This is a genomic window from Streptomyces sp. NPDC049813, assembly GCF_044465085.1.
Taxonomy (GTDB): Bacteria; Actinomycetota; Actinomycetes; order Streptomycetales; family Streptomycetaceae; genus Streptomyces.
The window spans coordinates 125,564-150,929 of the sequence record NZ_JBITLI010000008.1; the positions used below are offsets into that span (position 1 = coordinate 125,564).

Consider the following 25,366-nt stretch of genomic DNA (forward strand, 5'->3'; position numbering starts at 1 on the left):
ACGGCGGTCGCGACCCGCCGCGGTCGGCCCCGGCCCGCCCCGTAGCCTTGGCAGACATGAAGATCACCGCTGACGCCCTGCTGTTCGACAACGACGGGACCCTGCTCTCGTCCATGGAGTCGGTGTACCGCTGCTGGACCCGCTGGGCGCAGGAGTACGGGATCACCGCCGAGCAGTTCGCCGCCGTGGAGCTGCACGGCCGCCCGGCCGCCGAGATCGCGGCCGACCTGCTGCCCGCGGAGCAGGTCGGCGCGGCCGTCGCCCGCATCGAGCAGCTGGAGGTCGAGGACGTGCCGAACGGCGGCACCCGCCTGCTGCCCGGCACCAGGGAACTGCTCGACACGCTGCCCGCGGGCCGCTGGGCCGTCGTCACCTCCGCCACCCGCCGCCTCGCCGAGGCCCGGCTCGCCGCGGTAGGCATCGTGCCGCCGCTGCTCATCGCCGCCGACGACATCACGCGCGGCAAGCCCGACCCCGAGCCGTTCCTGCTCGCCGCGGCGAAGCTGGGCGCGGACCCGGCGCGCTGCGTGGTCTTCGAGGACGCCCCCGCCGGACTCGCCGCGGGCCGGGCGGGCGGCATGACCACCGTGGCGTTGACCACAACGCACCCGGCGCACGAGCTGACCGCGGACGTGGTGGTGCCGGACCTGTCGGCCGTGGCAGCACTGGCCACCGAGGGCGGCGTGGAGATCTCCGCCGGGGCCTGAGCGCCGCCGGGAGCCCGTCCAGCACTGTCCGCCATCCGGACAGTGCGGGCGGTCCGGCTCCTCACTTCTGCTTTACTTGCCCGCATGACCACGACGAGCAGCCGCACCCTTGCGACCGAGGCGACGATGACGCCCGGTGCTCGTTGTATGTGTCGAATGTGCGCCTTCTGAGGGCCCCCGCACCAGCCGCACCCGCGCCCCGAAGCGAGTGCCCGCGCGCCCCGTTCCGTAGGGAGTGACTCCGCCAGGAGAAGCCAGTCCGCCTACATGACCGGGCCCGCCCCGCGCACAGATTCTCCGTACCGAGCCAGTACCGCTCCGGCTCCGGAGCGAGAGCCTGCCGCGCCCGGGAACTGCGCAAGTCCCGAGATGTATGCCCCGTGCCCGGCGCCACCCGTGCCGCGCACTCGACAGTGACGGAAACCCACGTGATCACCACCCAGGGCCTCACCAAGGTCTACCGCTCGCGCGGTCGCGAGATCACCGCTCTCGACGGCGTCGATCTGCACGTGCGCGAAGGTGAGGTGTACGGCGTCATCGGCCAGTCCGGCGCCGGCAAGTCCTCGCTGATCCGCTGCGTGAACCTGCTCGAGCGTCCCACCTCCGGCACCGTGACGGTGGCCGGCCAGGACCTCACCGCCCTCGCCGGGCGCGGACCGCGCGCGGGCAAGGAGCTGCGCGAGGCGCGCAGCCGCATCGGCATGGTCTTCCAGCACTTCAACCTCCTCTCCTCGCGCACCGTCCAGGACAACATCGAGCTGCCGCTCGAAATCCTCGGCAAGTCGGGGAAGGAACGTTCCGCCAAGGCGCTCGCCCTGCTCGACCTCGTCGGCCTCGCCGACAAGGCGAAGTCCTACCCGGCCCAGCTCTCCGGCGGCCAGAAGCAGCGCGTCGGCATCGCCCGCGCCCTCGCCGGCGACCCGAAGGTGCTCCTCTCCGACGAGGCGACCAGCGCCCTCGACCCGGAGACCACCCGCTCCATCCTCCAGCTGCTGCGCGACCTCAACCGGCAGCTCGGCCTGACCGTCCTGCTCATCACGCACGAGATGGACGTCGTCAAGAGCGTCTGCGACTCCGCCGCCCTGATGGAGGGCGGCCGGATCGTCGAGTCCGGCACGGTCGGCGAACTGCTCGCGACCCCCGGCTCGGAACTGGCCGCCGCGCTCTTCCCGGTCAGCGGGGACGCCTCCGGCGCGGACCGCACGGTCATCGACGTCACCTTCCACGGGGAGTCGACGACCCAGCCGGTCATCTCCCAGCTCTCCCGCACGTACAACATCGACATCTCGATCCTCGGCGCCGCGATGGACACCATCGCGGGCCGCCAGGTCGGCCGGATGCGCATCGAGCTGCCCGGCCCCTACGAGGAGAACGTCGTCCCCGTCGGCTTCCTGCGTGAACAGGGGCTCCAGGTCGAGATCGTCGACGGCGCGGCCCCCGCCGGCCGCGCGCCCGCAACCCTGAAGGAAGGTGTCACCAAGTGACCTGGTCGGAGATGCAGCCCCTGCTGTCGCAGGCCTGTTGGGACACCTTCTACATGGTCGGCTGGTCCACGCTGATCGCCGTCGTCGCCGGACTGCCGCTCGGCGTCCTGCTGGTCCTCACCGACCGCGGCGGACTGCTCCAGAACGTCGTGGCGAACAAGGTCATCGGGCAGATCGTGAACATCGTCCGCTCGATGCCCTTCATCATCCTGATGGTCGCCCTGATGACCTTCACCCGCTGGATCGTCGGCACCACCATCGGCCGTGAGGCCGCCATCGTGCCGCTCGCCGTCGGCGCCGTCCCGTTCTTCGCGCGGCTCGTCGAGACCTCGGTGCGCGAGGTCGACGGCGGGCTCGTCGAGGCCGTGCAGGCGATGGGCGGCAACACCTGGACCGTCGTGCGCAAGGCGCTCGTCCCCGAGTCGCTGCCCTCGCTCATCTCCGCGACCACCACCACGATCGTCGCCATCATCGGCTACTCCGCGATGGCCGGCACCGTCGGCGCGGGCGGCCTCGGCGACCTCGCCATCCGCTACGGCTACCAGCGGTTCGAGACCGAGATGATGTGGATCATCGTGGCGGTCCTCGCGGTCGCCATCGCCCTCATCCAGTTCGCCGGCGACAGCGGCGCCCGCGTCCTGCACCGCCGCGCGGGCAAGGGCGGCGAACCGCTGCGCTTCCGCGCCCTCGGCGGCTTCCTGCCCGGCGGCCCGGCCGCGGCCACGTCCACGGCGCAGGACCCCGGGCCGGTGAAGAAGCTCTGAACGAGCGCCCCGCACCCGCCCCTTGACTCCCCGCCCCACCCGGCGGGTTGCACCACCCCTGGAGAAAGGCACTTTTCGTGCGTAACACCACCAAGATCACCGCAGCCGTCCTCGCCACCGGCGCCCTCACCCTGGGCCTGACCGCCTGCGGCTCCGACAAGGGCGACACCAAGGCCAAGGCCTCCGACAAGCTCGTAGTCGCTGCGACGCCCGTCCCGCACGCCGAGATCCTCGACTACATCAAGAAGAACCTGGCGAAGAAGGAAGGCCTCAACCTGGAGGTCAAGGAGTTCACCGACTACGTCACGCCGAACACGGCGACCGAGGACGGGTCCGTGGACGCCAACTACTTCCAGACCACGCCCTACCTCAAGGACTTCAACAAGAAGCAGGGCACGCACCTGACCTCGGTCGCCACGGTCCACCTGGAGCCGCTCGGCCTCTACTCCGAGAAGGCCGACAAGCTCGACGGCATCAAGAAGGGCGGCACCATCGCCCTGCCCAACGACGCCGACAACGAGAGCCGCGCCCTGCGCTTCCTCGCCAAGAGCGGTCTCATCACGCTCAAGCCTGGCTCCGAGGCCACCGCGACGCCGCAGGACGTCGCGAAGAACCCCAAGGACCTGGAGTTCAAGGAGGTCGAGGCGGCCCAGACGCCGCGCTCCCTCAAGGACGTCGACGGCGCGGTCATCAACGGCAACTACGCGATCGGCGCGGGCCTCAACCCCGCCAAGGACACGCTCGCCCTGGAGTCCACCAAGAACAACGAGTACAACAACGTGCTCGCGGTCAAGGAGGGCAACGAGGACGACCCGCGCGTCAAGAAGCTCGCCAAGCTGCTGACGTCGCCCGAGGTCAAGAAGTTCATCCAGGACAAGTACAAGGGCTCGGTCCTGCCATCCTTCTGACGGTTTCCGACCCCGCTCCACTCGGGGGGCCGCACCCGGCAACGGGAGCGGCCCCCATGTGCAGTTACGTGCCTGCATGCTGCATGCTGGGCACTTCACCCGACGGCCGGCGCGACGTTGTGCGGGCCGCCACGAAGGTTACGGAGCGGCGTATGACGAACACCTTCCCCGACATCTCCATCAGTACGGAGCGACTGGTGCTGCGTCCGCTCGAGGACGACGACGCCCCCGCCCTCGCCGAGATGATGAACGACGAACTCGTCGCCGCCTGGACGTCCGTACCGCAGCCCTTCACCGAGGACGGTGCCCGCACCTGGATCACCCGGTACGCGCCCGAGGAGCGGGCCGCCGGCACCGGACTCGACCTCGCCGTCACCGAGTTCCTCACCCAGCGGCTCGTCGGCGTCATCCAGCTGACCAAGACCAACTGGCACGTCCGCGCCACCGAACTGTCGTACATCATCGCCCCCTGGGCCCGCGGCGAGGGCTACGCCTCCGAGGCCGCGCTCGCCATGGCCCAGTGGCTCTTCCGCGACCAGGGCATGGAGCGCATCGAACTGCGCACCGCCGCCGACAACACCGCCTCCCAGCAGGTCGCCCAGAAGATCGGCTGCATCAGCGAGGGCGTCCTGCGGGGCGCCTGCATAGCGCGTACGCGCACCGAGGACGGCTCCCTGGCCGAGGTCCGCACCGACTTCATCGTGTGGAGCCTGCTGCCCGAGGACATCGAGGGCGTCACCGAGCAGCTCGCCGAGGCCGGGGGCTTCACCGCCTTCTCGGACTGGAACTGACCGCTCGCGCGGCCTCCCCCGACCCAGCAGGTACGCTCTCGGTGCCCCGCCCGGCCCCGCGCCGCACGGCGGTTCCCCTGACCCGTGTACGCGGCACGCCCCGCGCACGCACCCGAGCCCACTTGGGAGACTGACGACGATGGCCGACCGGGTCACGGTGATCGGCTGGGACGGCTCCGCGCCGACCGCGGCGGCCCGCTCCGCGCTCGCCGCGGCCACGCTCGTGGCCGGCGCCGCCCACCACCTGGCGCTCCCCGAGGTACCCGAGCGCGCCGAGCGCATCCGCCTGGGCAGCGTGGCCCTCGCCGCCCGCCGCATCGCCGGACACCGCGGCACCGCCGTGGTCCTCGCCGACGGCGACCCCGGTTTCTTCGGCGTCGTCCGCACCCTGCGCGCCCCCCAGTACGGCCTGGAGGTCGAGGTCGTGCCCGCCGTCTCCGCCGTCGCCCAGGCCTTCGCCCGCGCCGGCATGCCCTGGGACGACGCCCAGGTCACCGTCGCCCACCGCCGCACCCTGCGCCGCGCCGTCAACGTCTGCCGCGCCCACACCAAGGTCGCCGTCCTCACCTCGCCCGGCGCGGGCCCCGCCGAACTCGGCCTGCTCCTCGACGGCGTCCACCGCACCTTCGTCATCTGCGAGGAGCTCGGCACCGCGCGCGAGCAGGTCTCCGTCGTCACCTCCGACAAGGCCGCCGACCACACCTGGCGCGACCCGAACGTCGTCATCGTCATCGGCGGCCCGGTCACCGCCCGCGCCCCGGAGGGCGGCGGCCCGCACTCCCCGCCCGAGGCCGGCGGCTGGCTGGCCGGCGGCGACCCAGACGCGGGGCCCCGCGGCTGGGCCCTGCCCGCCACCGCGTACGCGGGCCCGCTCGGCGAGGGCGAGAGCGAGCAACTGCGCGCCGCCCAACTCGCCCGGCTGGGGCCGCGCACCGGCGACCTGGTGTGGGACATCGGCTGCGGCAGCGGCGCGTTCACCGCGGAGGCGGGCCGCTTCGGCGCGGCCGTCATCGCCGTCGACCGCGACGCCGACGCCTGCGCCCGCACCCTCGCCACCGCCCGCCACTTCGGCGTCCAGACCCAGATCGTGCACGGCACCGCCCCGCACGTCCTGGAGGACCTGCCCGAACCCGACGTCGTGCGGGTGGGCGGCGGGGGAGCGGCGGTCGTCTCCGCCGTCGCCGACCGGCGGCCCGCCCGCATCGTCACGCACGCCGCGACCCGCGACGCCGCCGAACTCGTCGGCCGGGACCTCACCGAACACGGGTACGACGTCGAGTGCGCCCTGCTGCAATCCGTCGAACTGGACACGCGGGCCTGGACGGAGAAGGAGCGGACCGTGGGGTTCCTGCTCTCCGGGCGGCTCCAGGACCGCCACCCATGACCCGTTCGGCCCAACGCGCGCGGTAGGCTGGCCGATCGTTGTACCGCATCCGGACGTGCGCCGATACGTCGGCCAATGCCCGGGAAACGCACCACTTTTGGAGCGCGTGTGGTACGGCAGCGACCGCGGGACGCGCAACGTGGCGCAGTCCACAGCAGGCCGTGGCGGATCCGGGTGCCACGGGCGCCGTTCGCCCGGGACAATACCTGTGGTCGGGGGCGGTTCGTGCCGCGCGGCGCGTGTGCTCGTTCTTCATGACGACATGAAGAGCGGACGACGTGTGCCACTCCGGTCAGCGGCTTGAAGGGGCTCGTTATCTCCGGCGGACGGCCGGGAGCGGCCAGGAAGTTCTCATCGATGGGCGAGGGGTAGGCATGACCGACACCGGTCAGGTTCCGGGCGAAGGGCTGCCGGAGAACGCAGGCGCGGTGGGACAGCCGGGCGCTGGAGCCCCGGGGGCCTACACCTACCTCGGTCCCGCCGACGGCGCAGACGGCGCCGTTGAGGACGACGAGATGCTCCTCATGCCCGGTTCGCAGGGCGCGTGGGGCGAGCCGCCGCAGGCCCCGGCGCCCGCGCCGCAGCAGTACCAGGAGTACGGGCAGGAGTACCCGCAGCAGCCCGCCGTCCACGAGCCGGGCCCGCACGAGATGGCCGGCCGCGACAGCGGCCACCACGACCTCGGCGCGATGCAGGCGCCCGGCCCGGCCCAGGCCGGCCAGGCCCCCGGGACCGGCGCCCGCCGCCCGCTGCACCTGGGCCCGCCCACCCCCGACACCGGCGCGGGCCCCGTGCGCTCGCTGGCCGACCGCGGCCCCGCGCAGACCCCGCCCCACCCGATGCCGGTCCGGCAGGCGGGCCCGCCCACCACCGGCCCCGAGTACCTCGACATCCCGCCGCAGGGCGGCGCCCCGTGGCAGCCGGCCGGGGCCGGGCAGCCGCAGCCGGTCGCCGCCGCGCCCGTGGACGCGGCCGCGGGCGAGCCGTACGGCCAGGCCCCGCAGTACCCGCACCCGCAGCACGCGCTCGCCGCCCAGGAGTTCGCGCCCCACGCCGGTCAGGCGCCGGCCGCGTACGGGGAGCAGGCCGAGCCGTCCGGCGCGTACGCGATGCCCGAGCCGGGGGCGTACGAGCTGCCGCAGCAGCCCGCGCCCGAGCCGTCGCTCGGCCGGTTCGTGCCGGTCGAGGGCACGGTGCCCACGACGCCGCACCTGGCGCCGACGCCGCCGCAGGCGATGGCGGTCCCGCCGCTGCCCGAGCCCGCCGGGGACCCGGAGGGAACCGAGCAGTCCGCGGTGGCCCAGGAGCCGGCCGCCGTCGCCGAGCAGCCCGTCCTCGTCGAGGAGCAGCCCGTCGCGGGGCCCGCGCAGCCGCTCGGGGAGCCCGGCCTCGCGGCCCCCGCGGAAGCGCCGCCCGTGGCCGAGCCGGTGGCCGCCGCCCAGCCGGAGCCCGCGCCGGAGCCGATGCCCGCCGAGGAGTCCGCCGCCCCGCACCCCGCCGAGCAGCCCGTCGCCGAGCAGCCGGTCGTCGAGCAGCCCGTCGTCGAGCCGACCGAGCAGCTCATCGCGCCCGAGCCCGCCGAGGCCGAGCCGGTCGCCGACCCCGCCGGACCTGCGGACCCCTCCGAACTCGCAAGCCCAGCCGACCTCGTGGCACCCGCCGCACCCCTCGCGGCCGAGGCGCCGCTGCCCGTCGAGGAGCCGGCGCAGGAGCTGTCGCCCGGCGGGGTCCTCGACGCTCAGGGCGCCGAGGGCCCGGCCGACGAGCCGGCCGAGGCTGAGGCCGTCGTGCCCGCGCCCCGGGACGGCGACCTCGCCGAGGCGCCCGCGCCGGAGCCCGCCGAGCCCTTCGCGGCCGAGGACCCCGAGCTGATCGAGGTCGCGCCCGAGCCCGGGCACCGGCCGGTGGAACCGCAGAGCACCGACGAACTGCTCCTGACCGAGCCCGAGCCGCTCCCGGCCGCGGACCTCCACCCCGGAGTGCCCGCCGCCTCCGGGTACGAGGACGCCGAGCGCGAGGCCGTCCTGCGCGTCATGCGCGAGCGCCGCGACATCCGCAACGGCTTCCGCCCCGACCCCATCCCGCACGAGGTGCTGCTGCGCGTCCTGGAGGCCGCGCACACCGCCCCGTCGGTGGGCCACTCCCAGCCCTGGGACTTCGTCGTCATCCGCTCCGCGGAGACCCGGCGCACCATGCACGAACTGGCGATGCGGCAGAAGGACGCGTACGCCAAGTCCCTGCCCAAGGGCCGCGCGAAGCAGTTCAAGGAACTGAAGATCGAGGCCATCCTCGACACCCCGGTGAACATCGTGGTCACCGCCGACCCGACCCGCGGCGGCCGCCACACCCTGGGCCGGCACACCCAGCCGCAGATGGCCCCCTACTCCTCCGCCCTCGCCGTCGAGAACCTGTGGCTCGCCGCCCGCGCCGAAGGCCTCGGCGTCGGCTGGGTCTCCTTCTTCGACGAGCGCGAGATGGTCCGCACCCTCGGCCTGCCCGAGCACCTCGAAGTCGTCGCGTACCTGTGCGTGGGCTACGTCGACGAGTTCCCGGAGGAGCCCGAGCTGATGCAGGCGGGCTGGTCCAAGCGGCGCCCGCTCTCCTGGGTCGTGCACGAGGAGACGTACGGCCGCCGCGCGCTGCCCGGCGAGGACCCGCACGACCTGCTCGCCGAGACCGTCTCCAACATCCGCCCGCTCGACGCCAAGGCGCTCGGCGAGGCGTGGGAGCGGCAGAAGCGGATGACCAAGCCCGCGGGCGCGCTCGGCATGCTGGAGATCATCTCCGCGCAGCTGTCGGGGCTCTCCCGGATGTGCCCGCCGCCGGTCCCCGAGCCCGCCGCCGTCGCGATCTTCGCGGGGGACCACGGCGTGCACGCCCAGGGCGTCACCCCGTGGCCGCAGGAGGTCACCGGACAGATGGTCGCGAACTTCCTGGGCGGCGGCGCGGTCTGCAACGCGTTCGCCAACCAGGTCGGCGCCGAGGTCTGCGTCATCGACGTCGGCGTCGCCGGCGAACTCCCGGCCACCCCGGGGCTGCTGCCCCGCAAGGTCCGCGCGGGCACCGCCGACATGACGACCGGCCCGGCCCTGACCCGCGACGAGGTCAAGGCCGCCATCGAGGTCGGCATCGAGACGGCCCGCGACCTCGTCGCGGCGGGGAACAAGGCGCTGCTCACCGGCGAGATGGGCATCGCCAACACCACCGCGTCCGCCGCGCTGATCTCCGTCTACACCGACGCCGACCCCGCCGAGGTCACCGGCCGCGGCACCGGCATCAACGACGAGACGCACGCCCGCAAGGTGGAGGTCGTCCGCCGGGCCCTGGAGCTGCACCAGCCCGACCCGGCCGACCCGGTCGGCACCCTCGCGGCGGTCGGCGGCCTGGAGCACGCGGCCCTGGTCGGCCTGCTCCTGGGCGGTGCCTCGCTGCGCACGCCGGTCATCCTGGACGGCGTCAGCGCCGGCGCCGCCGCCCTGGTGGCCCGCGCCGTCGCCCCCGAGGTGCTGGCCGCCTGCATCGCGGGCCACCGCAGCGCCGAGCCGGGCCACGTCGCCGCGCTCAACAAGCTCGGCCTGCGGCCCCTGGTCGACCTCGACCTCCGCCTCGGCGAGGGCACCGGCGCCCTGCTCGCCCTGCCGATCGTGCAGAGCGCGGCCCGCGCGATGCACGAGGTGGCGACATTCGACTCGGCGGGCGTCACCGAGAAGTAGCCCCCACCATGGCGGAGCGCCCGCTGACGCGAAGGGGCAGGCGCTCCGCCTCTCGCTGTGGGCAGGCGTTCCGCATGGCGGAACGGGTGGGCACGGCAGTCCGGCGCCGGGCAACCCTCTCCCCGGGCCAGGACATAAGCTGACCGCACCCGGAAACCGCACGTCACAGGGCTCCAACGTCGCAGCCCACGAGCCCAGCCGCCAGGAGCCGATCAGACATGCCCCCAGCTCAGCATCCCGCGTACCCCGTAGGACTCCGCCTCACCGACCGCAGGACGATAGTGATCGGCGGCGGCCAGGTCGCCCAGCGCCGTCTGCCCGCGCTGATCGCGGCCGGCGCGGACCTCACGCTCATCTCGCCGTCGGCGACCCCCTCCGTGGAGGCCATGGCGGACGCGGGCGAGCTGACCTGGATCAGGCGCCCCTACGAGCAGGGCGACCTCGACGGCGCCTGGTACGTCCTGATCGCCACCGGCGACCGTGCCGCGAACGAGCAGGCCTCGGCCGAGGCCGAAGCGGCCCGCGTCTGGTGCGTCCGCTCCGACGACGCGGAGGCGGCCACCGCCTGGACCCCGGCCACCGGGCGCACCGAGGGCGTGACCGTCGCCGTGCTGTCCGCCGAGGCCGCCGACCGCGACCCGCGCCGCACCGCCGCCGTCCGCGACGCCCTCGTGGAGGCCCTGCGCGACGGCACCGTCACCGCCGAGCGGACCCGCACCCCGGGCGTCGCCCTGGTCGGCGGCGGCCCCGGCGACCCGGACCTGATCACCGTGCGCGGCCGGCGCCTCCTCGCCGAGGCCGACGTCGTCATCGCCGACCGCCTCGGCCCGCGCGACCTCCTCGACGAACTCCCGCCGCACGTCGAGGTGGTCGACGCCGCGAAGATCCCCTACGGCCGTTTCATGGCGCAGGAGGCGATCAACAACGCGCTGATCGACCACGCCAAGCAGGGCAAGGCCGTCGTCCGGCTCAAGGGCGGCGACCCGTTCGTCTTCGGACGCGGCATGGAGGAGGCCCAGGCGCTGGCCGCCGAGGGCATCCCGGTCACCGTCGTCCCCGGCATCTCCAGCTCGATCTCCGTGCCGGGCGCGGCCGGCATCCCGGTCACCCACCGCGGCGTGGCGCACGAGTTCACGGTGGTCAGCGGCCATGTGACACCGGACGACCCGCGCTCCCTGGTCGACTGGGCCGCGCTCGCCCGGCTGACCGGCACCCTCGTGATCCTGATGGGCGTCGACAAGATCGACAAGATCGCCGCGGCGCTCGTCGCGCACGGCAAGGCCCCCGAGACCCCCGTCGCCCTGGTCCAGGAGGGCACCACCGCCGCCCAGCGCCGGGTCGACGCGACGCTCGCGACGGTCGGCGAGCGGGTCACGGCCGAGGGCGTCAAGCCGCCGGCCGTCATCGTCATCGGCCCCGTGGTGCACGAGGGCCCCACCCGTCACCAGCACTGACAAGTGCGCCGCTCCACCGTTGGCACCACTCCCAGGACAAGGCAGTATCGACCCGTGGCTGAACCCCAAGGTCTCCTCACCATCGAGGACCCCGACGACCCCCGCCTGCGCGACTACACGGGCCTGACCGACGTCGAGCTGCGCCGCAAGCGGGAACCGGCCGAGGGGCTGTTCATCGCCGAGGGCGAGAAGGTGATCCGCCGCGCCAAGCTGGCGGGCTACGAGATGCGCTCGATGCTGCTCTCCGCGAAGTGGGTCGACGTCATGCGCGACGTCATCGACGAGGTCCCGGCCCCGGTCTACGCCGTCGCCCCGGACCTCGCCGAACAGGTCACCGGCTACCACGTGCACCGCGGCGCCCTCGCCTCCATGCAGCGCAAACCGCTGCCGACCGCCGACGAGCTGCTCACCACCGCCCGCCGGATCGTGGTCATGGAGTCGGTCAACGACCACACGAACATCGGGGCGATCTTCCGCTCGGCCGCCGCCCTCGGCATGGACGCGGTCCTGCTCTCGCCCGACTGCGCCGACCCGCTCTACCGCCGCTCGGTGAAGGTCTCCATGGGCGCGGTCTTCTCCGTGCCCTACGCCCGCCTGGAATCCTGGCCGAAGTCGCTGCAGACGGTGCGCGAGGCGGGCTTCAACCTGCTCGCGCTCACCCCCGCCGAGAAGGCCAGGTCCCTGGACGAGGTGGCCCCGCACCGCATGGACCGCGTCGCCCTGCTCCTCGGCGCGGAGGGCGAGGGCCTGTCGACCAAGGCCCTGATGGCGGCCGACGAGTGGGTCCGCATCCCGATGGCCCACGGCGTCGACTCGCTCAACGTGGGCGCGGCGGCCGCCGTCGCGTTCTACGCGGTGGCGACGGGCCGCCCCGAACTCTGACCGACTTCCGCGGCGCTACAGGCTCTGCGCGGCGGCGATCACCAGCGCCACGAGCAGCGTCACCACGACGAACACGAACAGCCGCTGCCGCAGCAGCCGCGGGTTGGCGGGCCGCAGCTTCTTGCCCGGGCCCGTCCCGTTCGTCCGCGGTGCCGGACGCCCGGCACCACTGCGCGGCGCGGGCCGCCGGCCCGACCGGGACGTGGTGGAGCGCGGGCCCGACCCGCCGCCCGTCCGGCCGCCACCGGTCCGCGACGCGGGCGGCCCGGCCGGCGTACGACGCTGGGTGCTGCGCTGCGTGCGCTGCTCGGCGTAGCTCTCCGCGAGCCGGCCCGTCGGGCGGTCCGCCTCGGAGCGCTGCGCCGGCGGCCGGGCCTCGCCCAGGCCCTGGGCCTCGCGGGCCGCGATCTCCTTGAGCCGCAGCGACAGCTGGAGCGTGCTCGGCCGCTCCTCCGGGTCCTTGGCAAGGCAGGCGCGCAGCAGGGGTGCGAGCGCGTCCGGCACACCGTGCAGCTGCGCCTCCTCGTGCACCACGCGGTAGAGCATGACCTCGGAGCTGCCGTGCCCGAAGGGCGAGTCACCCGTGGCCGTGTAGGCGAGGGTGGCGCCGAGCGAGAACACGTCGGTGGCCGGGGTGACGGCCGCGCCGCGCACCTGCTCCGGCGCGAGGAAGCCGGGGGAGCCGACCGCGGTCCCGACGTGGGTCAGCGTGGAGGCGCCGGTGGCCCAGGCGATACCGAAGTCGATGATCCGCGGCCCCTTCGGGGACAGCAGGATGTTCGACGGCTTGAGGTCGCGGTGGACGACCCCCGCCTCGTGCACGGCGACGAGCCCCTCGGACAGCGCGGCGCCGACGGCCGCCACGTCCGATGCGGCCAGCGGGCCCTCCTCGGCGACCTTGTCGTGCAGCGAGGGGCCGGGCACGTACTGCGTGGCGAACCACGGCCGGTCCGCCTCCAGGTCCGCCGCGACGAGGCGCGCGGTGCAGCCGCCGCGGATCCGGCGCGCGGCGGAGACCTCGCGCGCGAAACGCGAGCGGAACTCCTGATCCTCCGCCAGATCGGGCCGGATCACCTTGAGCGCGACCCGCTGCCCGCGCCGGTCGGAGCCCAGGTAGACGACGCCCATCCCGCCGGCGCCGAGCCGTCTGTGAAGCCTGAACGAGCCGACGACGCGCGGGTCCTCGCGCCTCAGGCGCATCATCGCCATGTTCATCCCCGCTGCTGCCCGGTCTCGTCTGACGAGCGACAGCTTACGTTTACGTGGCCGAGTGTGTGCTCAGGCCGCGCCCTCACACCGCATCGGATTGCCGTCGCCCGGTACCGGAGGTGAAAGTCGGTCAGGGAGCCTGGCGGCAAAGCGCCTTGACCCGGGAGGGGGGAGCAATCCCGTTACGGGCCACAGGTGTTGGGTCCCTGCGTGCGGCCGGTCCCGGGCCGCCGGGGCGGGTCGCACCCCTGGGCCGGAGGGACGAGGAGGGCACCGGGTCGGCGGGCGCCCGAGCGGGGCACCACGGGCCCGGGAGGGGCACGGAAGTGAGGGAGATCACCCCGCGCCTGCCGCTGGGGCCGGGCGGGGAGCCCCTGGGGGAAGACCCCGAGACGCCGGACCCCGTCTCCACCCAGGGGAGTACGTGGCAGGGGAGCGGTCATCCTCCTGGAGGCCCGGCAATCGGTACGAGGGCATGACGCCCCCGGTGGCCGCCGCCCATAGATTTGAGGTCAAGCGGCGGGTGCAGCACTCGTCCCCCGAGGTCAGGTACCCGCCGCTGCCCGTACCTCACGAACGCGACCGGGAGAGGACCATGGCGGACACGACACCGCGGACCACAGTGTTCCGCAGCACGTGGGCCCGCAGGACCGCCGGCTTCGGCGGCCCCGCGACCGGCCGCCGGCACCCGCTGGTGGCCACGGCCATGGTCCTCCCTCTCGCGGCCCTGCTCGTCGTCGTCTTCGGCGGCTGGGACGCAATGGTCACACAAGCGTCGTCCGTGGGCGTGATGCTGGGGCGCTGAGCGGCGCCCCCAGGCCCGGATGAGCGGTCCGGGCGGGGACATCCGACCATGAAACCCCGTGGGGACGGGGGTGCGGCGGACGGCACAGATGCCGCGTGCGGCTGGGGAGCCGCACGCGGCATTGCCATGTCCGGGCCCGCGGACCGTACCCTCACGGACGTGACCCCGTCCCTCGCCCCCGCCGCGCTCCAGGCCGCGGCCCGCGGTGCGCTCCACCCGGGCCCGGACGGCTGCGGGGGCTGCGCCGCGGCGACCCTCGCGGACCGGCCCGACGGCACCGTCGTGCGGCACGGCGCCACGGTCGCCAAGGCACACGCCCCGGACACTGACGCCGCTCGACTGCGCCAGCGGCTTGCCGTCGCCGCCGCCCCCGCGCTCGCCGGGGTGCTCCTGCCGCCCCTGCGCCCCGAGGCCACCCGCCTGCACGGCCGGCTCGTCACCTTCTGGCCGCACGGCACGCCCGTCGACCCGGACCGACCGCAGGACGCCCCCTGGGAGGCCGCCGCCACGCTCCTGGCCCGGCTGCACGCCACACCGGCCGACGGCCTGACGGACGCCCCGCTGCCGCCGATGCGCGGGCCGGTCAAAGCGGCCCGCGCGCTGGCCCGGCTGGACGCGAGCGCCCCGGACCACCCCGCCGCCCGGCCCGTCCGCCGGGCCTGGCGCACGCTCCCGCCGTGGGCCCGCGCCGAAGCGCCCTGCGACCACGCCCGCGCCCTGTGCCACGGCGACCTGCACCTCGGCCAGCTGGTCCGCGGCCCGGCCGGGCCCTGGCTCCTCATCGACATCGACGACCTCGGCCTCGGCGACCCGGCCTGGGACCTGGCCCGCCCGGCCGCCTGGTTCGCCTGCGGCCTGCTCGCCCCCGACGACTGGACCCGCTTCCTCACGGCGTACCGGGGGGCGGGCGGCGCCCGGCAGCTGTGTGCCCCGGACCCCTGGCCCGCCCTGGACGTCCCCGCCCGCGCCCTGACCGTGCAGACGGCCGCCCTCGCTGTCGCGAAGGCCGCCGAGGCCGGCCGGTCCCTCGACGAGGTGGAGGTCGCCGTCGTCGACGCCTGTGACCGAATGGTGGGCGTACCGGCCCCGTTGGGTTCCGCCGCCGCCAAGTAGGGTGCGCAGGACGGAAGCCGGGCAGTGTTCCGGCGAAGCAGTGCCGAACGGCGAGGAGTTGATCCGACCATGCAGTGCCCCAAGTGTCACGCACCGATGCACACGTACAACCGCAATGGCGTCCAGATCGAGCAGTGCAGCGGTTGCCGCGGGATCTTCCTCGACTACGGCGAGCTGGAGTCGCTGACCCGCCTGGAGTCACAGTGGCAGCAGCAGGCCCCGCCGCCGCCCGCCCCGCAGGCCTATCCGGCGGCCCCGGCCCCCGCCTGGGGAGCCCCGCACCACGGCGGCCACCACGGTGGTCACCACGGCCACCACAACCGGGGCTTCGGCCGGATGCTCTTCTCGTCCTGAACCGGCCGTGCCCGCGGCACCACGGGCACGAAGAAGCCCCCGGTCCGAGGACCGGGGGCTTCAGTCGGTGCGCGATACTGGGATTGAACCAGTGACCTCTTCCGTGTCAGGGAAGCGCTCTCCCGCTGAGCTAATCGCGCGGGAACGGGCCAGACTCTATCAGGCGCCGCGAGGGGTGCTGCCGGGTACTGCGTGGTGCTGCGTGCGCGATACTGGGATTGAACCAGTGACCTCTTCCGTGTCAGGGAAGCGCTCTCCCGCTGAGCTAATCGCGCGGGGTGGATGGCATACGGACCGGAATCCGAAGATCCAGTGCGCGATACTGGGATTGAACCAGTGACCTCTTCCGTGTCAGGGAAGCGCTCTCCCGCTGAGCTAATCGCGCATGGAGGTGGAGACGGGATTTGAACCCGTGTAGACGGCTTTGCAGGCCGTTGCCTCGCCTCTCGGCCACTCCACCAGGAGCGTGGGGGTTCGGGAAGATCCCCCACATCCTGAGCGAACGACCGGGTTCGAACCGGCGACCTCAACCTTGGCAAGGTTGCGCTCTACCAACTGAGCTACGTTCGCGTGTCATTCCGATCCGCTTGCGCGTCCCGGCGACGTGTTGAACTCTAGCGGATTCCCGGGCCAGCACAAAAACGCGTTTGCGCAGCGTGCTGAGGTGCGACCGGCGGAGCGACGCCGAAACCTCCACCCCAGGTCACCGCCCCGTCACCCGCCATAGACTCGACACCGTGCCCGACTTCCCGCCTCTCGCCCGCTTCGGTGAACTCCTCGCGACCGACCTCCGCGACGTGACCAGCGACCCCGCGGCCCTGGACTCCACCGGCTTCTGGGCGGTCGCCGCCGACTTCGAGGGACGGCTGACCTGTGCCCGCTTCGGCCACGTCCGCAGCGAGCCGGTGCCCGCCCCGCGCCCCGGAGCCTGGCCCGCGCCCGCGCCCGCCGACTGGACGTCCTCGCTCGGTCACGCCGCGTACACCGACGGCGTCCGCCGCATCCGCGCCCACATCGCGGCCGGCGAGGTCTACCAGGCCAACCTCTGCCGCGTCCTGTCCGCGCCGGTCCCGGACGGCGCCGACGTCGACGCGCTCACCGCGCTGCTCGCCCGCGGCAACCCGGCGCCGTACGCCGGCACCGTCCGGCTGCCCGGCCACGGCGTGGAGATCGCGACGGCCTCGCCCGAGCTGTTCCTGCGCCGCCACGGCACCCTCGTCGAATCGGGACCCATCAAGGGCACCGGCCGCACCGAGGCGGACCTCCTGGAGAAGGACCGCACCGAGAACGTGATGATCGTGGACCTCGTCCGCAACGACCTGGGCCGCGTCTGCGCCACCGGCACCGTGACCGTCCCCGACCTGTGCGTCGTCGAGAAGCACCCCGGCCTCGTCCACCTCGTCTCGCTCGTCCGCGGCGAACTGCGCGCGGGGGCCGGCTGGCGCGAGCTGCTCGGCGCCTGCTTCCCGCCCGGGTCCGTGACCGGGGCGCCGAAATCCAGCGCCCTGCGCGTCATCGACGCGCTGGAGACGGCGCCGCGCGGCCCCTACTGCGGCGGCGTCGGCTGGGTCGACGCGGACCGCGGCACCGGCGAACTCGCCGTCGGCATCCGTACCTTCTGGATCGACCGGAGCGCGGCGGGAGCCGTCCTGCGGTTCGGGACGGGCGCCGGGATCACCTGGGGCTCGGACCCGGAGGGGGAGTGGCGGGAGACCGAGCTGAAGGCGGCGCGGCTGCTGGCGGTAGCGTCGCAGGGGTACGACGAGCCGGCGAGCGGTTCGTAGCCCGGACCATCCCGGCGCGACCGGGAAAGACGGAGGAACCTCACGTGAAGATCTGGCTCGACGGCAGGCTGCAGGAGACCGCGGAGGCACGCGTGTCCGTCTTCGACCACGGGCTGACCGTGGGCGACGGCATCTTCGAGACCGTCAAGACGATCGACGGCGCGCCGTTCGCGCTCACCCGCCACCTCGACCGGCTGGCCCGCTCGGCCCGCGGCCTCGGGCTGCCCGAGCCGGACCTCGACGAGGTGCGCCGCGCCTGCGCCGCCGTTCTCGAGGCCAACCCGCTGGCGCTGGGTCGCCTGCGCATCACGTACACCGGCGGCCTCTCCCCGCTCGGCTCGGACCGCGGCGACGCGGGCACCACACTCGTCGTCGCGCTCGGCGAGGCCGCCCGGCGCCCCGACACCACCGCGGTGGTCACCGTGCCCTGGACCCGCAACGAGCGCAGCGCCCTCGCGGGCCTGAAGACCACCTCGTACGCGGAGAACGTCGTGGCGCTCGCCCGCGCCCGCGAACTCGGCGCCTCCGAGGCGCTCTTCGCGAACACCCTGGGCCGGCTGTGCGAGGGCACCGGCTCGAACGTCTTCGTCGTCCTGGACGGCGAGATCCACACCCCGCCGCTCGCCTCCGGTTGCCTGGCGGGCATCACGCGCGACCTCGCCGTCGAGTGGACCGGAGCCAAGGAGACGGACCTGCCCCTGTCGGTGCTGGCCGACGCCGACGAGGTGTTCCTCACCTCGTCGCTGCGCGACATCCAGGCCGTGCACCGGATCGACGACCGCGACCTGCCGGACGCGCCCGGCCCGGTCACCACGAAGGCGATGCGTGTCTGGGACGAGCGGGCCGGGGACCGGCTCGACCCCTGAGACGGGCGGCACCGCCGGGAAAACCGCTGGGGTCCACGGGGTGCGGCCGGGTAGAACACCGGTGATGACCACGACCCTGCGGCCGACCGAGCCGCTCCAGCGCACGGCCGACGGGTCGCGCTCGCGCCACTACGCGGTGTGCGTCAACAGCCGCCCCGTCGGCACGCTCCACCTCGCCACGCACCCCGTCTTCGGGCCGGCCGTCGCCCAGCTCCTGGACCTGCGCGTCCAGGGACCGGACCGGGGGCGCGGCCGCGGCACCGTCGCCGCGCTCGCCGCGGAGGAGGTGGCCCGCTCCTGGAACTGCCGCCGGATCGAGGCCACCGTCCCCGCCGAGGAGCACGCCCTGCTGCGGCTCGCGGGCGCGCTCGGCTACGTCGAACGCAACCGGAACCTGGCCAAGGCCCTGCCCGAGCGGCCCCCGGAGCTGCCCGCGGGCAGCCGCGGCCGCCGGATGACCGAGGCCGAGTTCGGGCCGTGGCTGGTCCAGGCCGAGGAGCGGTACGCGCGCACCGTGGTCGAGCGCGGGGCGAGCCCGCAGGAGGCCCGGGCCAAGGCCGCGCGTGATCACGCCGCCCTGCTGCCCGAGGGCATCGCGACCCCGGACGTCCTGATCAGCGTCCTGGAGCACGACGCCCGGCAGGTCGGCACCCTGTGGGTGGCCCAGCGCCACGACGGCGCGTACGTCTACGACGTGGAGGTGGCCCCCGACCACCGGGGCCGGGGCCACGGACGCACCCTGATGCTGGTCGCCGAGGGCGACGCGATCGCCGCGGGCGCCACCCGCATCGGCCTCAACGTGTTCGCGGGCAACACGCCCGCACTGAGCCTGTACGCGTCACTGGGCTACGCACCGACGCGCATCCACCTCTACAAACACCTGCTCTGAGGCGCCTGGGCTACCAGCACCTGCTCCGAGGCGCCTGGGCTACCGGCACCTGCTCCGAGGCGCCTGGGCTACCGGCACCTGCTCCGAGGCGCCCGGCCGCCCGCGCCGCGTCAGCCCTGCTCCGCCTGCTCGGCGAGGAGCCGGTCAGCGATCTCCTCGATGCGCGCGCGCAGCCCGTCCTGGCTCTTGCCGCCGTCGAGCCGCTCCCCGCCGATGACGTACGTGGGCGTGCCCGTGACCCCGATCGCCTTGCCCTCGGCCTGGTCGGCGTCGACGATCAGGATGTGCCGGCCGTCGACCAGCGCGGTGTCGAACTCCTCGGCGTCCAGGCCCAGTTCGCGCGCCACCTCGACGAGGAGGGGCTCGCCCGCGCGGTCGAGCTCCGCGACGCGGTCCAGCACCGCCTCGACGTAGGGCCACCCCTTGCCCTGCTCGAACGCCTCCTCGGCGGCCTGCGCCCCGGCGAACGCGTGCTTGTGCTTCTCCAGCGGGAAGTGCCGCAGCCGCACCTCGATGCGGTCGCCGTACCGCTCGCGCAGGGCGCGCACGTCGTCCAGGGCGGAGTGGCAGTCGGGGCACTGCAGCTCGCACCACACGTCAAGAATCGGGTTCAGGGCGTTCATGGCAGCCAGTCTTCCAGGCCGGGGCGCCGCCCCCGACCCGGGACCTGCGGAGGAGGGGCGACCCCGAGATGTCCCTGAGGTCCGTCGGGGCCGTGGCCCCGGGCCGTCCGTGCGGTGCAGGATGGAGGGGGACGGACAAGACCCGCCCGCGACCGTGACGCCCGAGCCCAGGAGGACCGGATGATTGCCGAGACCGTCTGCTCCGTCGTCTCCGTCGCGGGCCTGGGCATCGCCGCGGTGACCGCCTACCGCAAGCGTTTCCTCGCCGCCGCCCGCACCGCGGCCTACTCCCTGGTGCCGCTGGGCCTGGTGATGACCGGCGCGGTCGGCTGGGTGGCGGACACCGCGTTCAGCCCGACCGCCTGGGCCGGTTTCGGCGTGCTCGGGGCGGCCTGGCTGCTCTTCGCCGCGACCCGCGCCGTCGAGCGGCGCGGCGGCGGCAGCCGGAAGGAGCGCAGGGCGGCGGCGAAGGCGGCGCGGCGGGAAGCCGTGGCCCCGGCCGCCTCCGCCCCCTCCCTCGGCGGGAGTACGCGCCCCGCCCCGGCGGACCGGCCGGCGCCCCGGACGCAGCCGCGGCAGAAGGCCGCCGGCGGCGCCGACGACTTCAGCGACATCGAGGCGATCCTGAAGAAGCACGGCATCTGACTCCGGGCCGGTGCCGCGGACGACGGTCCTCCGGTTGCACCACATGTTCGACCGGCACCGTTCCGTTCGCGCAGGTGCCCGGGTGAAAGTCACGTAATCCGGCGAACTCCCGCCGGTGAGGGCGCTGTTGGTCATCGGCCCGGCGGGATCTGCGCCATCATCACGACGACATGCTGGACACACCAAAGCTGGCCGACCAGCTGGACGCCGACCAGGGGCAGGCGCCGACCGGCGAGCCCGCGCCGCCCACGCCCGCACCCGCCGACACCCCCCGAGGCTGCCTCTTCGCCCTCTCCCAGCCACCGTTGATGATCTTCCTGGGGGTGATCGGCTGTCTCTTCCTGATGGCCGCGCTGCACGACCTGCTGTTGTTGTGAGCGGCGCGCGCCGCTCTCCGCGGGAAGCCGGAGCCCGCCGTCGCGCGGGCTCTCAGCCCGCGGCCCCCTTGCGGCGCGCGCGGTAGGCGGCCACATGGAGCCGGTTCCCGCACGTGCGGCTGTCGCAGTAGCGGCGCGAGCGGTTGCGGGACAGATCCACGAACGCGTACCGGCAGTCCGGGGCCTCGCAGCGGCGCAGCCGCTCCTGCTCGCCGGCGACCACGAAGAACGCCAGGGCCATGCCGCAGTCCGCCGCCAGGTGGTCCGCGACCGAGGCGCCGGGCGCGAAGTAGTGGATGTGCCAGTCGTAACCGTCGTGATCGGTGAGGCGGGGCGTCGTGCCGGCGGCCGCCACCAGGTCGTTGATCACCGTCGCCGCGCCCTGCGGATCGGCGGCGGCGAACACCTGTGCGAACTGAGTCCGGACCGCCCGCACCGCGCTCAGGTCACGGTCCGTGAGCGAGCCGACATCGCTGATCTCGTGCGCCGCCACGAACTCGGTCAGCGCCGGGACGTCGGCGAGGGCGTCGGCCCTCCCGGCGGCGTCCTGGCTGTCCGGCGCGGTGTTCACCAGATCGACCACGGTGTCGAGCGCGCACCGGGTGTCGTGGGTGATCAGCACGATTCGCTCCCTCGCTAAGGCCCGCCGTCGGCCGAGCCGGTGGGCAGACCGACCCTAGCGCCCCCGCCGGCGCGGGGAGCCGCGCGCACGCAACGGCGCCGCCTCCGTGGAAGGTCCCACGGCGGCGACGCCGGTGTCCGCGCTGTGCGGTTGTCCTGCCCTTGGTGCGCCGCGCCGTCTCCCCGAGTGGACGGCGTGAGGCGCTCTCGCTCCGCTCACGCCGGCTGGCTGCCGGCGCGGGCCTCCCGCGCGTTCAGCTTTCCGCGAGGATGTGCGAGAGCTCCTGATCGAGGTCGAAGTGACGGTGTTCCGTACCGGGTGGCACGGCGGCGTCCGTCCGCTTCAGGAAGGACTCGAGGGCCCGCGCCGGGGCCTCGAGCAGAGCCTCGCCCTCCGGGGAGCTCAGGGCGATGCAGACGACGCCCTGACCGTGGCTGCGCGACGGCCATACTCGGACGTCGCCGGTGCCGGTCGGCCGGTGAAGGCCTTCGGCGAGGAGATCGCGGGCGAAAACCCACTCGACCGTCTCCTCGGCTCCGGTGTGGAAGGTGGCGTGCACGGCATACGGATCGGCCGTGTCATACCGCAGTCCTGCGGGTACAGGCAGTGAGGACTCGCTCGACACAACGAGGCGCAGGTGCAGCTCGCAGCTGACCGTGGTGTTCATAAGCGCCAGGGCCTTTCGCTCAGTGTGCGCTCGGGGATTCGCACGTCGGCGAAATCGACATGCCACCTACGGTGCCGTTGTAAACCCCTCTGAGTGTTTTGGGCGGCTTTACGTAGCTCGTACGGCCGAGTCCTATCTGGTGGGTAACGGCCATTCCGGTGACGCGAATGCGTCCGGTAGGTTTGGTGCCATGAATACGGGGAGTGACGAGGCGACCGGGCCGGTCGCGGGTGTCGACGACGACGCGTCCGGGGCGAAGCCGCTGGGCTCGCGGGCGCCGGAGTTCATCCAGGAGCGCAGGGTGCTGCACCTGAGCTGGCAGGTCGGCGTCTTCGTCGTCGGCCTCGCCGTGGTGGGGGCGGGCATCGTGATGCTGCCGCTGCCGGGCCCCGGCTGGCTGGTGATCTTCGGTGGCATGGCGATCTGGGCGACCGAGTTCGTCTGGGCCCAGCTGGTGCTGCGCTGGACGAAGCGCAAGGTCACGGAGGCCACGCAGCGCGCGCTCGACCCCAAGGTGCGGCGGCGGAACATCATCCTGACCACCGTCGGCCTGGTGATCATCGCGGTGCTGGTCGCGGTCTACGTGTGGAAGTTCGGCTTCGAGATGCCCTGGAAGATCAAGCAGTGAGTGCGCCGCGCGGGGTGGTCATCGGCCCCTCTGACATGGGGTAATGTTCTTCCTGCGCCCGGGCGATTAGCTCAGTGGGAGAGCGCTTCGTTCACACCGAAGAGGTCACTGGTTCGAACCCAGTATCGCCCACCCGGACCGAGGGCCCCGGAGACATCACGTCTCCGGGGCTTTCGGCGTTCCCGCTTCCGGCCGGCAAGGAGTGCCGACCGGCACGACCACGAAGAGGAAGCCCGAATTCACCCGACTACGAGTCGTTCTGGGAGAAGTTCAAGGCCCGGGCACCGGGGAAATCCGGCGGACGTTTTCCAGAATTCGGTTGCCTTTCTGCGCAAGTATGACAAGCGCGGCGTCCTGATGGATCTCAACTCCCCCGCGGCAGGGGGAATCTGAGCCTCCGCAACTTCCGCGACGGCGTGCTGACGGCCGGTCAGGCGGACAGGAGCGCCTCGGCCTCCTCGCCGCAGCGGCCGGCGCCGTGAAAAGCGCGCGAACGGGCAGACTCGGCGCATGGACCTGAACGCCCTGAGCCGGTACCGCTTCCGCAGCGTCTGGGACCTGCCCGCGCCGCCGACGGCCGTGTACGCGGCCCTGGAGCGGGTCGCGGAGTATCCGCTGTGGTGGCCGCAGGTGCGCTCCGTGACATCGCTGGACGGCACCAGCGGCGTCGCCGTCTTCCGCTCCTTCCTGCCCTACGAGCTCACGGTCACGGGCCGGGAACGGCGGCGCGACCCGGCCGCGGGGATCCTGGAGATCGCCCTGAGCGGGGACCTCGACGGCTGGGCCCGGTGGACCCTGACGGCCCGGGACGGCGGCACCCGCGCCGTCTACGACCAGCAGGTCGAGGTGCGCAAGGCGCTGATGCGCCGCTTCGCCCTGCTGGGCAGGCCGGTGTTCGTCGCCAACCACGCCTGGATGATGCGGAGCGGACGGCGGGGTCTCGCCGCCCACCTGCGACCGGTTTGAACACAGCCCACCGGGCCCTGTATGGTTCAACCCGTTCCCGGGCGATTAGCTCAGTGGGAGAGCGCTTCGTTCACACCGAAGAGGTCACTGGTTCGAACCCAGTATCGCCCACCCCGGGAGAGCCGGTCCGTCGGTCGACGGGCCGGTTTTTCGTTTCTGCATGTCGGGCCCCCAGCGGGGGAACGGTCAGGCCGCCGCCGGTAGTTCCGGTCGCAGGGGCCAGGCCGGATCGACCACCTCCGGGTTGCCGCTGCGGGCGAACCACGCCTGGAGGCCGCGCGCCTGCGCCGCGTGCCAGAACGCCTGAAGGGTGTGGAGTTCGGCCGCCGAGAGCCGCTCCAGGCGGCTGGCGAAGCGTCGGCCCACCGCCCGGACGAGGTCGAGCGAGGCCTGCGCGTCCGCCGCCGCGTCATGCGCCTCCGCCAGCTCCACCTCGTAGTGCGCGCACAGATCCGTCAGCGTGCGGCGGCCCTTGCGGTAGCGGTCCAGATGCTTGTCGAGGACCCGCGGATCCAGCACGCGCAGCGCCGAACCGTCCAGATAGCGGTCGAGCGACGACGCGCGGTGCCGGCGCAACTCCCGGTCCAGCAACGTCAGATCGAACGGCGCGTTCATGACCACCAGCGGCCGGCCCGCCGCGGCCTGGTCCGCGAGCGCGTAACCGATCTCCTCCATCACGGGCGCGGGCCAGCGCCCGTTGCGTTGCAGATGCAGATCGGTCAGACCGTGCACCTCCGTCGCCCCCGGCGGCACCGGCACCCCCGGGTTGACCAGCCAGCGCGTCACCCGCGCCCGCATCCCCGGCGCGTCCTGCACCACGATCGCCGCCGACACGATGCGGTCGCTCTCCACGTCCACACCGGTCGTCTCCGTGTCGAAGGCGGCAAGCGGGCCTTCGTACCAGCACGTCATGTCAATACAACTCCCTTGTCGCGCCCGGCAGCTGACGTCCCGTCGCTATGCGCCCGCTGCCCCATCCGGTGATACCCGGGCCGTTTGCGTCGTACGCGGAGCGGTGACAACACAGTTACGAGTCATGGCAGTTCAGCGGGGTGCCATTGACCTGTCCTCGACCACGCCCTTGCACTCAGCGGGGTTCCACCGTCTCGAAAGGCCCGGCGCACCATGGCGCTCGCGCAGCCCGAACAGGGCGGGCTGCTGCACGGGCGGAACGCACCGCCGCGCGGCACACTCGCCACCACCGCCTGCATGGAGACACTCCAGGTGGGCTACCTGCACGCGGTGGCCGCGGCGGCCGGCTGCTCGCTCTCGCAGCCCTTCCCCGACAACGGCATCGACTGGCACGTCAGCCACAGCGCCCCCGGGCACACGGTCGACGACGAGGTCACCATCAAGGTGCAGCTCAAGGCGACGTACCAGATCCCGCCGCACCCACCGGGCCCTTCCTTCTCCTTCACGCTCGACAACGCCCATCTGGTGAAGCTGGCCAGGACCCCGGTGTCGGTGCACAAGATCCTCGTCGTGATGCTCGTCCCGCGCTCCCAGGACGACTGGCTGCGCGCCGGACACGACCGCCTCGACCTGCGGCACTGCTGCTACTGGACCAACCTCGCCGGCCACCCGGTCACCGGCCGGCACCGGACCACCGTGCGCGTGCCCACCGCGCGGATCTTCGACGACCGCGCGCTCTGCGAGATCATGACCCGCGTCGGGACGGGCGGGCGGCCCTGACGGGACGCCGGAGACCGCACCCCCCGGCCGGCCCGGAAG

The 25,366-nt window shown here is 73.5% G+C and carries 25 protein-coding genes, 7 tRNA genes and 1 pseudogene; 23 read left to right on the forward strand and 10 right to left on the reverse strand.

Annotated features, from left to right (window positions below):
- The first annotated feature begins 56 nt into the window (after positions 1 to 56).
- The 9 genes from ACIBW6_RS18515 to ACIBW6_RS18555 all read left to right on the forward strand — a co-directional run bounded on the left by ACIBW6_RS18515 (position 57) and on the right by ACIBW6_RS18555 (position 12,087).
- Complete coding sequence (locus tag ACIBW6_RS18515) at positions 57 to 707, forward strand: HAD-IA family hydrolase (RefSeq protein WP_399060765.1); 651 nt, start codon at positions 57 to 59, stop codon at positions 705 to 707.
- Positions 708 to 1,135: 428 nt separating this feature from the next.
- Positions 1,136 to 2,191, forward strand: coding sequence for a methionine ABC transporter ATP-binding protein (locus ACIBW6_RS18520; RefSeq protein WP_399060767.1), 1,056 nt, complete (start codon positions 1,136 to 1,138; stop codon positions 2,189 to 2,191).
- Positions 2,188 to 2,955, forward strand: coding sequence for a methionine ABC transporter permease (locus ACIBW6_RS18525; protein ID WP_399060769.1), 768 nt, complete (start codon positions 2,188 to 2,190; stop codon positions 2,953 to 2,955). Before ACIBW6_RS18520 ends, ACIBW6_RS18525 begins: the two co-directional genes overlap by 4 nt.
- Positions 2,956 to 3,032: 77 nt before the next feature.
- Positions 3,033 to 3,863 carry a MetQ/NlpA family ABC transporter substrate-binding protein gene (locus tag ACIBW6_RS18530; RefSeq protein WP_399060771.1) on the forward strand — a complete coding sequence of 277 codons (831 nt, stop codon included), beginning with the start codon at positions 3,033 to 3,035 and terminating at the stop codon, positions 3,861 to 3,863.
- Between the two features lie 152 nt (positions 3,864 to 4,015).
- Complete coding sequence (locus ACIBW6_RS18535) at positions 4,016 to 4,654, forward strand: GNAT family N-acetyltransferase (protein WP_399060775.1); 639 nt, start codon at positions 4,016 to 4,018, stop codon at positions 4,652 to 4,654.
- 139 nt (positions 4,655 to 4,793) lie between these two features.
- Positions 4,794 to 6,038: a precorrin-6y C5,15-methyltransferase (decarboxylating) subunit CbiE gene (cbiE, locus tag ACIBW6_RS18540; RefSeq protein WP_399060777.1), complete on the forward strand. Its 1,245-nt coding sequence runs from the start codon at positions 4,794 to 4,796 to the stop codon at positions 6,036 to 6,038.
- A gap of 374 nt (positions 6,039 to 6,412) precedes the next feature.
- Positions 6,413 to 9,751, forward strand: coding sequence for a nicotinate-nucleotide--dimethylbenzimidazole phosphoribosyltransferase (gene cobT, locus ACIBW6_RS18545; RefSeq protein ID WP_399060779.1), 3,339 nt, complete (start codon positions 6,413 to 6,415; stop codon positions 9,749 to 9,751).
- A 218-nt stretch (positions 9,752 to 9,969) separates the two neighbouring features.
- Positions 9,970 to 11,205 carry a uroporphyrinogen-III C-methyltransferase gene (gene cobA / locus ACIBW6_RS18550; RefSeq protein WP_399060781.1) on the forward strand — a complete coding sequence of 412 codons (1,236 nt, stop codon included), beginning with the start codon at positions 9,970 to 9,972 and terminating at the stop codon, positions 11,203 to 11,205.
- A gap of 54 nt (positions 11,206 to 11,259) precedes the next feature.
- Complete coding sequence (locus tag ACIBW6_RS18555) at positions 11,260 to 12,087, forward strand: TrmH family RNA methyltransferase (RefSeq protein ID WP_399060782.1); 828 nt, start codon at positions 11,260 to 11,262, stop codon at positions 12,085 to 12,087.
- A 15-nt stretch (positions 12,088 to 12,102) separates the two neighbouring features.
- Here the strand turns inward: ACIBW6_RS18555 and ACIBW6_RS18560 are convergent, their stop codons facing one another.
- Complete coding sequence (locus ACIBW6_RS18560; RefSeq protein ID WP_399060784.1) at positions 12,103 to 13,302, reverse strand: serine/threonine-protein kinase; 1,200 nt, start codon at positions 13,300 to 13,302, stop codon at positions 12,103 to 12,105.
- 589 nt (positions 13,303 to 13,891) lie between these two features.
- Between ACIBW6_RS18560 and ACIBW6_RS18565 the strand changes: the two genes are divergently transcribed.
- From ACIBW6_RS18565 to ACIBW6_RS18575, 3 genes are all read left to right on the forward strand, one after another.
- Positions 13,892 to 14,101 (forward strand): hypothetical protein, encoded by a 210-nt coding sequence (locus tag ACIBW6_RS18565; protein WP_399060786.1) that lies wholly within the window; start codon positions 13,892 to 13,894, stop codon positions 14,099 to 14,101.
- A gap of 126 nt (positions 14,102 to 14,227) precedes the next feature.
- Entirely contained in the window at positions 14,228 to 15,214 is a 987-nt protein-coding gene (locus ACIBW6_RS18570) for a phosphotransferase (protein ID WP_399060788.1), read from the forward strand.
- Between the two features lie 69 nt (positions 15,215 to 15,283).
- Positions 15,284 to 15,568: a zf-TFIIB domain-containing protein gene (locus tag ACIBW6_RS18575; RefSeq protein ID WP_356494376.1), complete on the forward strand. Its 285-nt coding sequence runs from the start codon at positions 15,284 to 15,286 to the stop codon at positions 15,566 to 15,568.
- A 68-nt stretch (positions 15,569 to 15,636) separates the two neighbouring features.
- Here ACIBW6_RS18575 and ACIBW6_RS18580 read toward each other — a convergent pair.
- The 5 genes from ACIBW6_RS18580 to ACIBW6_RS18600 form a co-directional block, all read right to left on the reverse strand.
- Positions 15,637 to 15,708 (reverse strand) — tRNA-Val (locus ACIBW6_RS18580).
- Positions 15,709 to 15,771: 63 nt separating this feature from the next.
- Positions 15,772 to 15,843: transfer RNA gene (locus ACIBW6_RS18585), tRNA-Val, on the reverse strand.
- A gap of 38 nt (positions 15,844 to 15,881) precedes the next feature.
- Positions 15,882 to 15,953 (reverse strand) — tRNA-Val (locus ACIBW6_RS18590).
- A 1-nt stretch (position 15,954) separates the two neighbouring features.
- Positions 15,955 to 16,028 (reverse strand) — tRNA-Cys (locus ACIBW6_RS18595).
- Positions 16,029 to 16,065: 37 nt separating this feature from the next.
- Positions 16,066 to 16,138: transfer RNA gene (locus ACIBW6_RS18600), tRNA-Gly, on the reverse strand.
- A gap of 167 nt (positions 16,139 to 16,305) precedes the next feature.
- On the opposite strand from ACIBW6_RS18600, the gene ACIBW6_RS18605 reads away from it, so the two are divergent.
- The 3 genes from ACIBW6_RS18605 (at position 16,306) to ACIBW6_RS18615 (ending at position 19,107) form a co-directional block, all read left to right on the forward strand.
- Positions 16,306 to 17,352, forward strand: a complete 1,047-nt coding sequence (locus ACIBW6_RS18605; RefSeq protein WP_399060790.1) for a chorismate-binding protein — start codon at positions 16,306 to 16,308, stop codon at positions 17,350 to 17,352.
- A 44-nt stretch (positions 17,353 to 17,396) separates the two neighbouring features.
- A complete protein-coding gene (locus ACIBW6_RS18610; protein ID WP_399060792.1) occupies positions 17,397 to 18,218 on the forward strand; it encodes an aminotransferase class IV in 822 nt (273 codons plus the stop codon).
- A gap of 64 nt (positions 18,219 to 18,282) precedes the next feature.
- A complete protein-coding gene (locus ACIBW6_RS18615) occupies positions 18,283 to 19,107 on the forward strand; it encodes a GNAT family N-acetyltransferase (RefSeq protein ID WP_399060794.1) in 825 nt (274 codons plus the stop codon).
- Positions 19,108 to 19,217: 110 nt separating this feature from the next.
- Here ACIBW6_RS18615 and ACIBW6_RS18620 read toward each other — a convergent pair whose 3' ends face one another.
- On the reverse strand, positions 19,218 to 19,730 hold the full coding sequence (locus ACIBW6_RS18620) for a DsbA family protein (RefSeq protein WP_399060796.1): 513 nt from the start codon (positions 19,728 to 19,730) through the stop codon (positions 19,218 to 19,220).
- Positions 19,731 to 19,910: 180 nt separating this feature from the next.
- Here ACIBW6_RS18620 and ACIBW6_RS18625 point away from each other — a divergent pair, with 180 nt between their 5' ends.
- Both ACIBW6_RS18625 and ACIBW6_RS18630 read left to right on the forward strand, forming a co-directional pair.
- On the forward strand, positions 19,911 to 20,375 hold the full coding sequence (locus ACIBW6_RS18625; protein WP_399060798.1) for a hypothetical protein: 465 nt from the start codon (positions 19,911 to 19,913) through the stop codon (positions 20,373 to 20,375).
- 170 nt (positions 20,376 to 20,545) lie between these two features.
- A complete protein-coding gene (locus tag ACIBW6_RS18630; RefSeq protein WP_399060800.1) occupies positions 20,546 to 20,752 on the forward strand; it encodes a hypothetical protein in 207 nt (68 codons plus the stop codon).
- Between the two features lie 52 nt (positions 20,753 to 20,804).
- Here ACIBW6_RS18630 and ACIBW6_RS18635 read toward each other — a convergent pair whose 3' ends face one another.
- Both ACIBW6_RS18635 and ACIBW6_RS18640 read right to left on the reverse strand, forming a co-directional pair.
- Complete coding sequence (locus tag ACIBW6_RS18635; protein WP_399060802.1) at positions 20,805 to 21,374, reverse strand: CGNR zinc finger domain-containing protein; 570 nt, start codon at positions 21,372 to 21,374, stop codon at positions 20,805 to 20,807.
- A 253-nt stretch (positions 21,375 to 21,627) separates the two neighbouring features.
- Entirely contained in the window at positions 21,628 to 22,041 is a 414-nt protein-coding gene (locus ACIBW6_RS18640) for an SsgA family sporulation/cell division regulator (protein ID WP_004002642.1), read from the reverse strand.
- Between the two features lie 190 nt (positions 22,042 to 22,231).
- Here ACIBW6_RS18640 and ACIBW6_RS18645 point away from each other — a divergent pair, with 190 nt between their 5' ends.
- The 5 genes and pseudogenes from ACIBW6_RS18645 (at position 22,232) to ACIBW6_RS18665 (ending at position 23,746) form a co-directional block, all read left to right on the forward strand.
- A complete protein-coding gene (locus ACIBW6_RS18645) occupies positions 22,232 to 22,669 on the forward strand; it encodes a TIGR02611 family protein (protein WP_399060804.1) in 438 nt (145 codons plus the stop codon).
- Positions 22,670 to 22,729: 60 nt separating this feature from the next.
- Positions 22,730 to 22,801: transfer RNA gene (locus ACIBW6_RS18650), tRNA-Val, on the forward strand.
- A gap of 91 nt (positions 22,802 to 22,892) precedes the next feature.
- Positions 22,893 to 23,109, forward strand: a pseudogene (locus ACIBW6_RS18655) (sugar ABC transporter substrate-binding protein); the annotation flags it as partial.
- A gap of 70 nt (positions 23,110 to 23,179) precedes the next feature.
- Positions 23,180 to 23,635, forward strand: a complete 456-nt coding sequence (locus ACIBW6_RS18660; protein WP_399060807.1) for an SRPBCC family protein — start codon at positions 23,180 to 23,182, stop codon at positions 23,633 to 23,635.
- A gap of 39 nt (positions 23,636 to 23,674) precedes the next feature.
- Positions 23,675 to 23,746: transfer RNA gene (locus ACIBW6_RS18665), tRNA-Val, on the forward strand.
- 75 nt (positions 23,747 to 23,821) lie between these two features.
- Here the strand turns inward: ACIBW6_RS18665 and ACIBW6_RS18670 are convergent.
- Positions 23,822 to 24,547 (reverse strand): 3'-5' exonuclease, encoded by a 726-nt coding sequence (locus ACIBW6_RS18670; RefSeq protein WP_399060809.1) that lies wholly within the window; start codon positions 24,545 to 24,547, stop codon positions 23,822 to 23,824.
- Between the two features lie 213 nt (positions 24,548 to 24,760).
- Between ACIBW6_RS18670 and ACIBW6_RS18675 the strand changes: the two genes are divergently transcribed.
- Entirely contained in the window at positions 24,761 to 25,327 is a 567-nt protein-coding gene (locus ACIBW6_RS18675) for a DUF4365 domain-containing protein (RefSeq protein ID WP_399060811.1), read from the forward strand.
- Positions 25,328 to 25,366: the final 39 nt, after the last annotated feature.

Excerpts from the sequence above, each read along its gene's own strand:
- ACIBW6_RS18660 (WP_399060807.1), top strand. The coding sequence starts at position 23,180 with ATGGACCTGAACGCCCTGAGCCGGTACCGCTTCCGCAGCGTCTGGGAC.
- ACIBW6_RS18515 (WP_399060765.1), top strand. The coding sequence starts at position 57 with ATGAAGATCACCGCTGACGCCCTGCTGTTCGACAACGACGGGACCCTG.
- ACIBW6_RS18630 (WP_399060800.1), top strand. The coding sequence starts at position 20,546 with ATGCTGGACACACCAAAGCTGGCCGACCAGCTGGACGCCGACCAGGGG.
- ACIBW6_RS18535 (WP_399060775.1), top strand. The coding sequence starts at position 4,016 with ATGACGAACACCTTCCCCGACATCTCCATCAGTACGGAGCGACTGGTG.
- ACIBW6_RS18675 (WP_399060811.1), top strand. The coding sequence starts at position 24,761 with ATGGCGCTCGCGCAGCCCGAACAGGGCGGGCTGCTGCACGGGCGGAAC.
- cbiE (WP_399060777.1), top strand. The coding sequence starts at position 4,794 with ATGGCCGACCGGGTCACGGTGATCGGCTGGGACGGCTCCGCGCCGACC.
- ACIBW6_RS18565 (WP_399060786.1), top strand. The coding sequence starts at position 13,892 with ATGGCGGACACGACACCGCGGACCACAGTGTTCCGCAGCACGTGGGCC.
- ACIBW6_RS18620 (WP_399060796.1), bottom strand. The coding sequence starts at position 19,730 with ATGAACGCCCTGAACCCGATTCTTGACGTGTGGTGCGAGCTGCAGTGC.
- ACIBW6_RS18560 (WP_399060784.1), bottom strand. The coding sequence starts at position 13,302 with ATGAACATGGCGATGATGCGCCTGAGGCGCGAGGACCCGCGCGTCGTC.
- ACIBW6_RS18615 (WP_399060794.1), top strand. The coding sequence starts at position 18,283 with ATGACCACGACCCTGCGGCCGACCGAGCCGCTCCAGCGCACGGCCGAC.
- ACIBW6_RS18670 (WP_399060809.1), bottom strand. The coding sequence starts at position 24,547 with ATGACGTGCTGGTACGAAGGCCCGCTTGCCGCCTTCGACACGGAGACG.
- ACIBW6_RS18645 (WP_399060804.1), top strand. The coding sequence starts at position 22,232 with ATGAATACGGGGAGTGACGAGGCGACCGGGCCGGTCGCGGGTGTCGAC.
- ACIBW6_RS18640 (WP_004002642.1), bottom strand. The coding sequence starts at position 22,041 with ATGAACACCACGGTCAGCTGCGAGCTGCACCTGCGCCTCGTTGTGTCG.
- ACIBW6_RS18625 (WP_399060798.1), top strand. The coding sequence starts at position 19,911 with ATGATTGCCGAGACCGTCTGCTCCGTCGTCTCCGTCGCGGGCCTGGGC.
- ACIBW6_RS18570 (WP_399060788.1), top strand. The coding sequence starts at position 14,228 with ATGTCCGGGCCCGCGGACCGTACCCTCACGGACGTGACCCCGTCCCTC.
- cobT (WP_399060779.1), top strand. The coding sequence starts at position 6,413 with ATGACCGACACCGGTCAGGTTCCGGGCGAAGGGCTGCCGGAGAACGCA.
- ACIBW6_RS18575 (WP_356494376.1), top strand. The coding sequence starts at position 15,284 with ATGCAGTGCCCCAAGTGTCACGCACCGATGCACACGTACAACCGCAAT.
- cobA (WP_399060781.1), top strand. The coding sequence starts at position 9,970 with ATGCCCCCAGCTCAGCATCCCGCGTACCCCGTAGGACTCCGCCTCACC.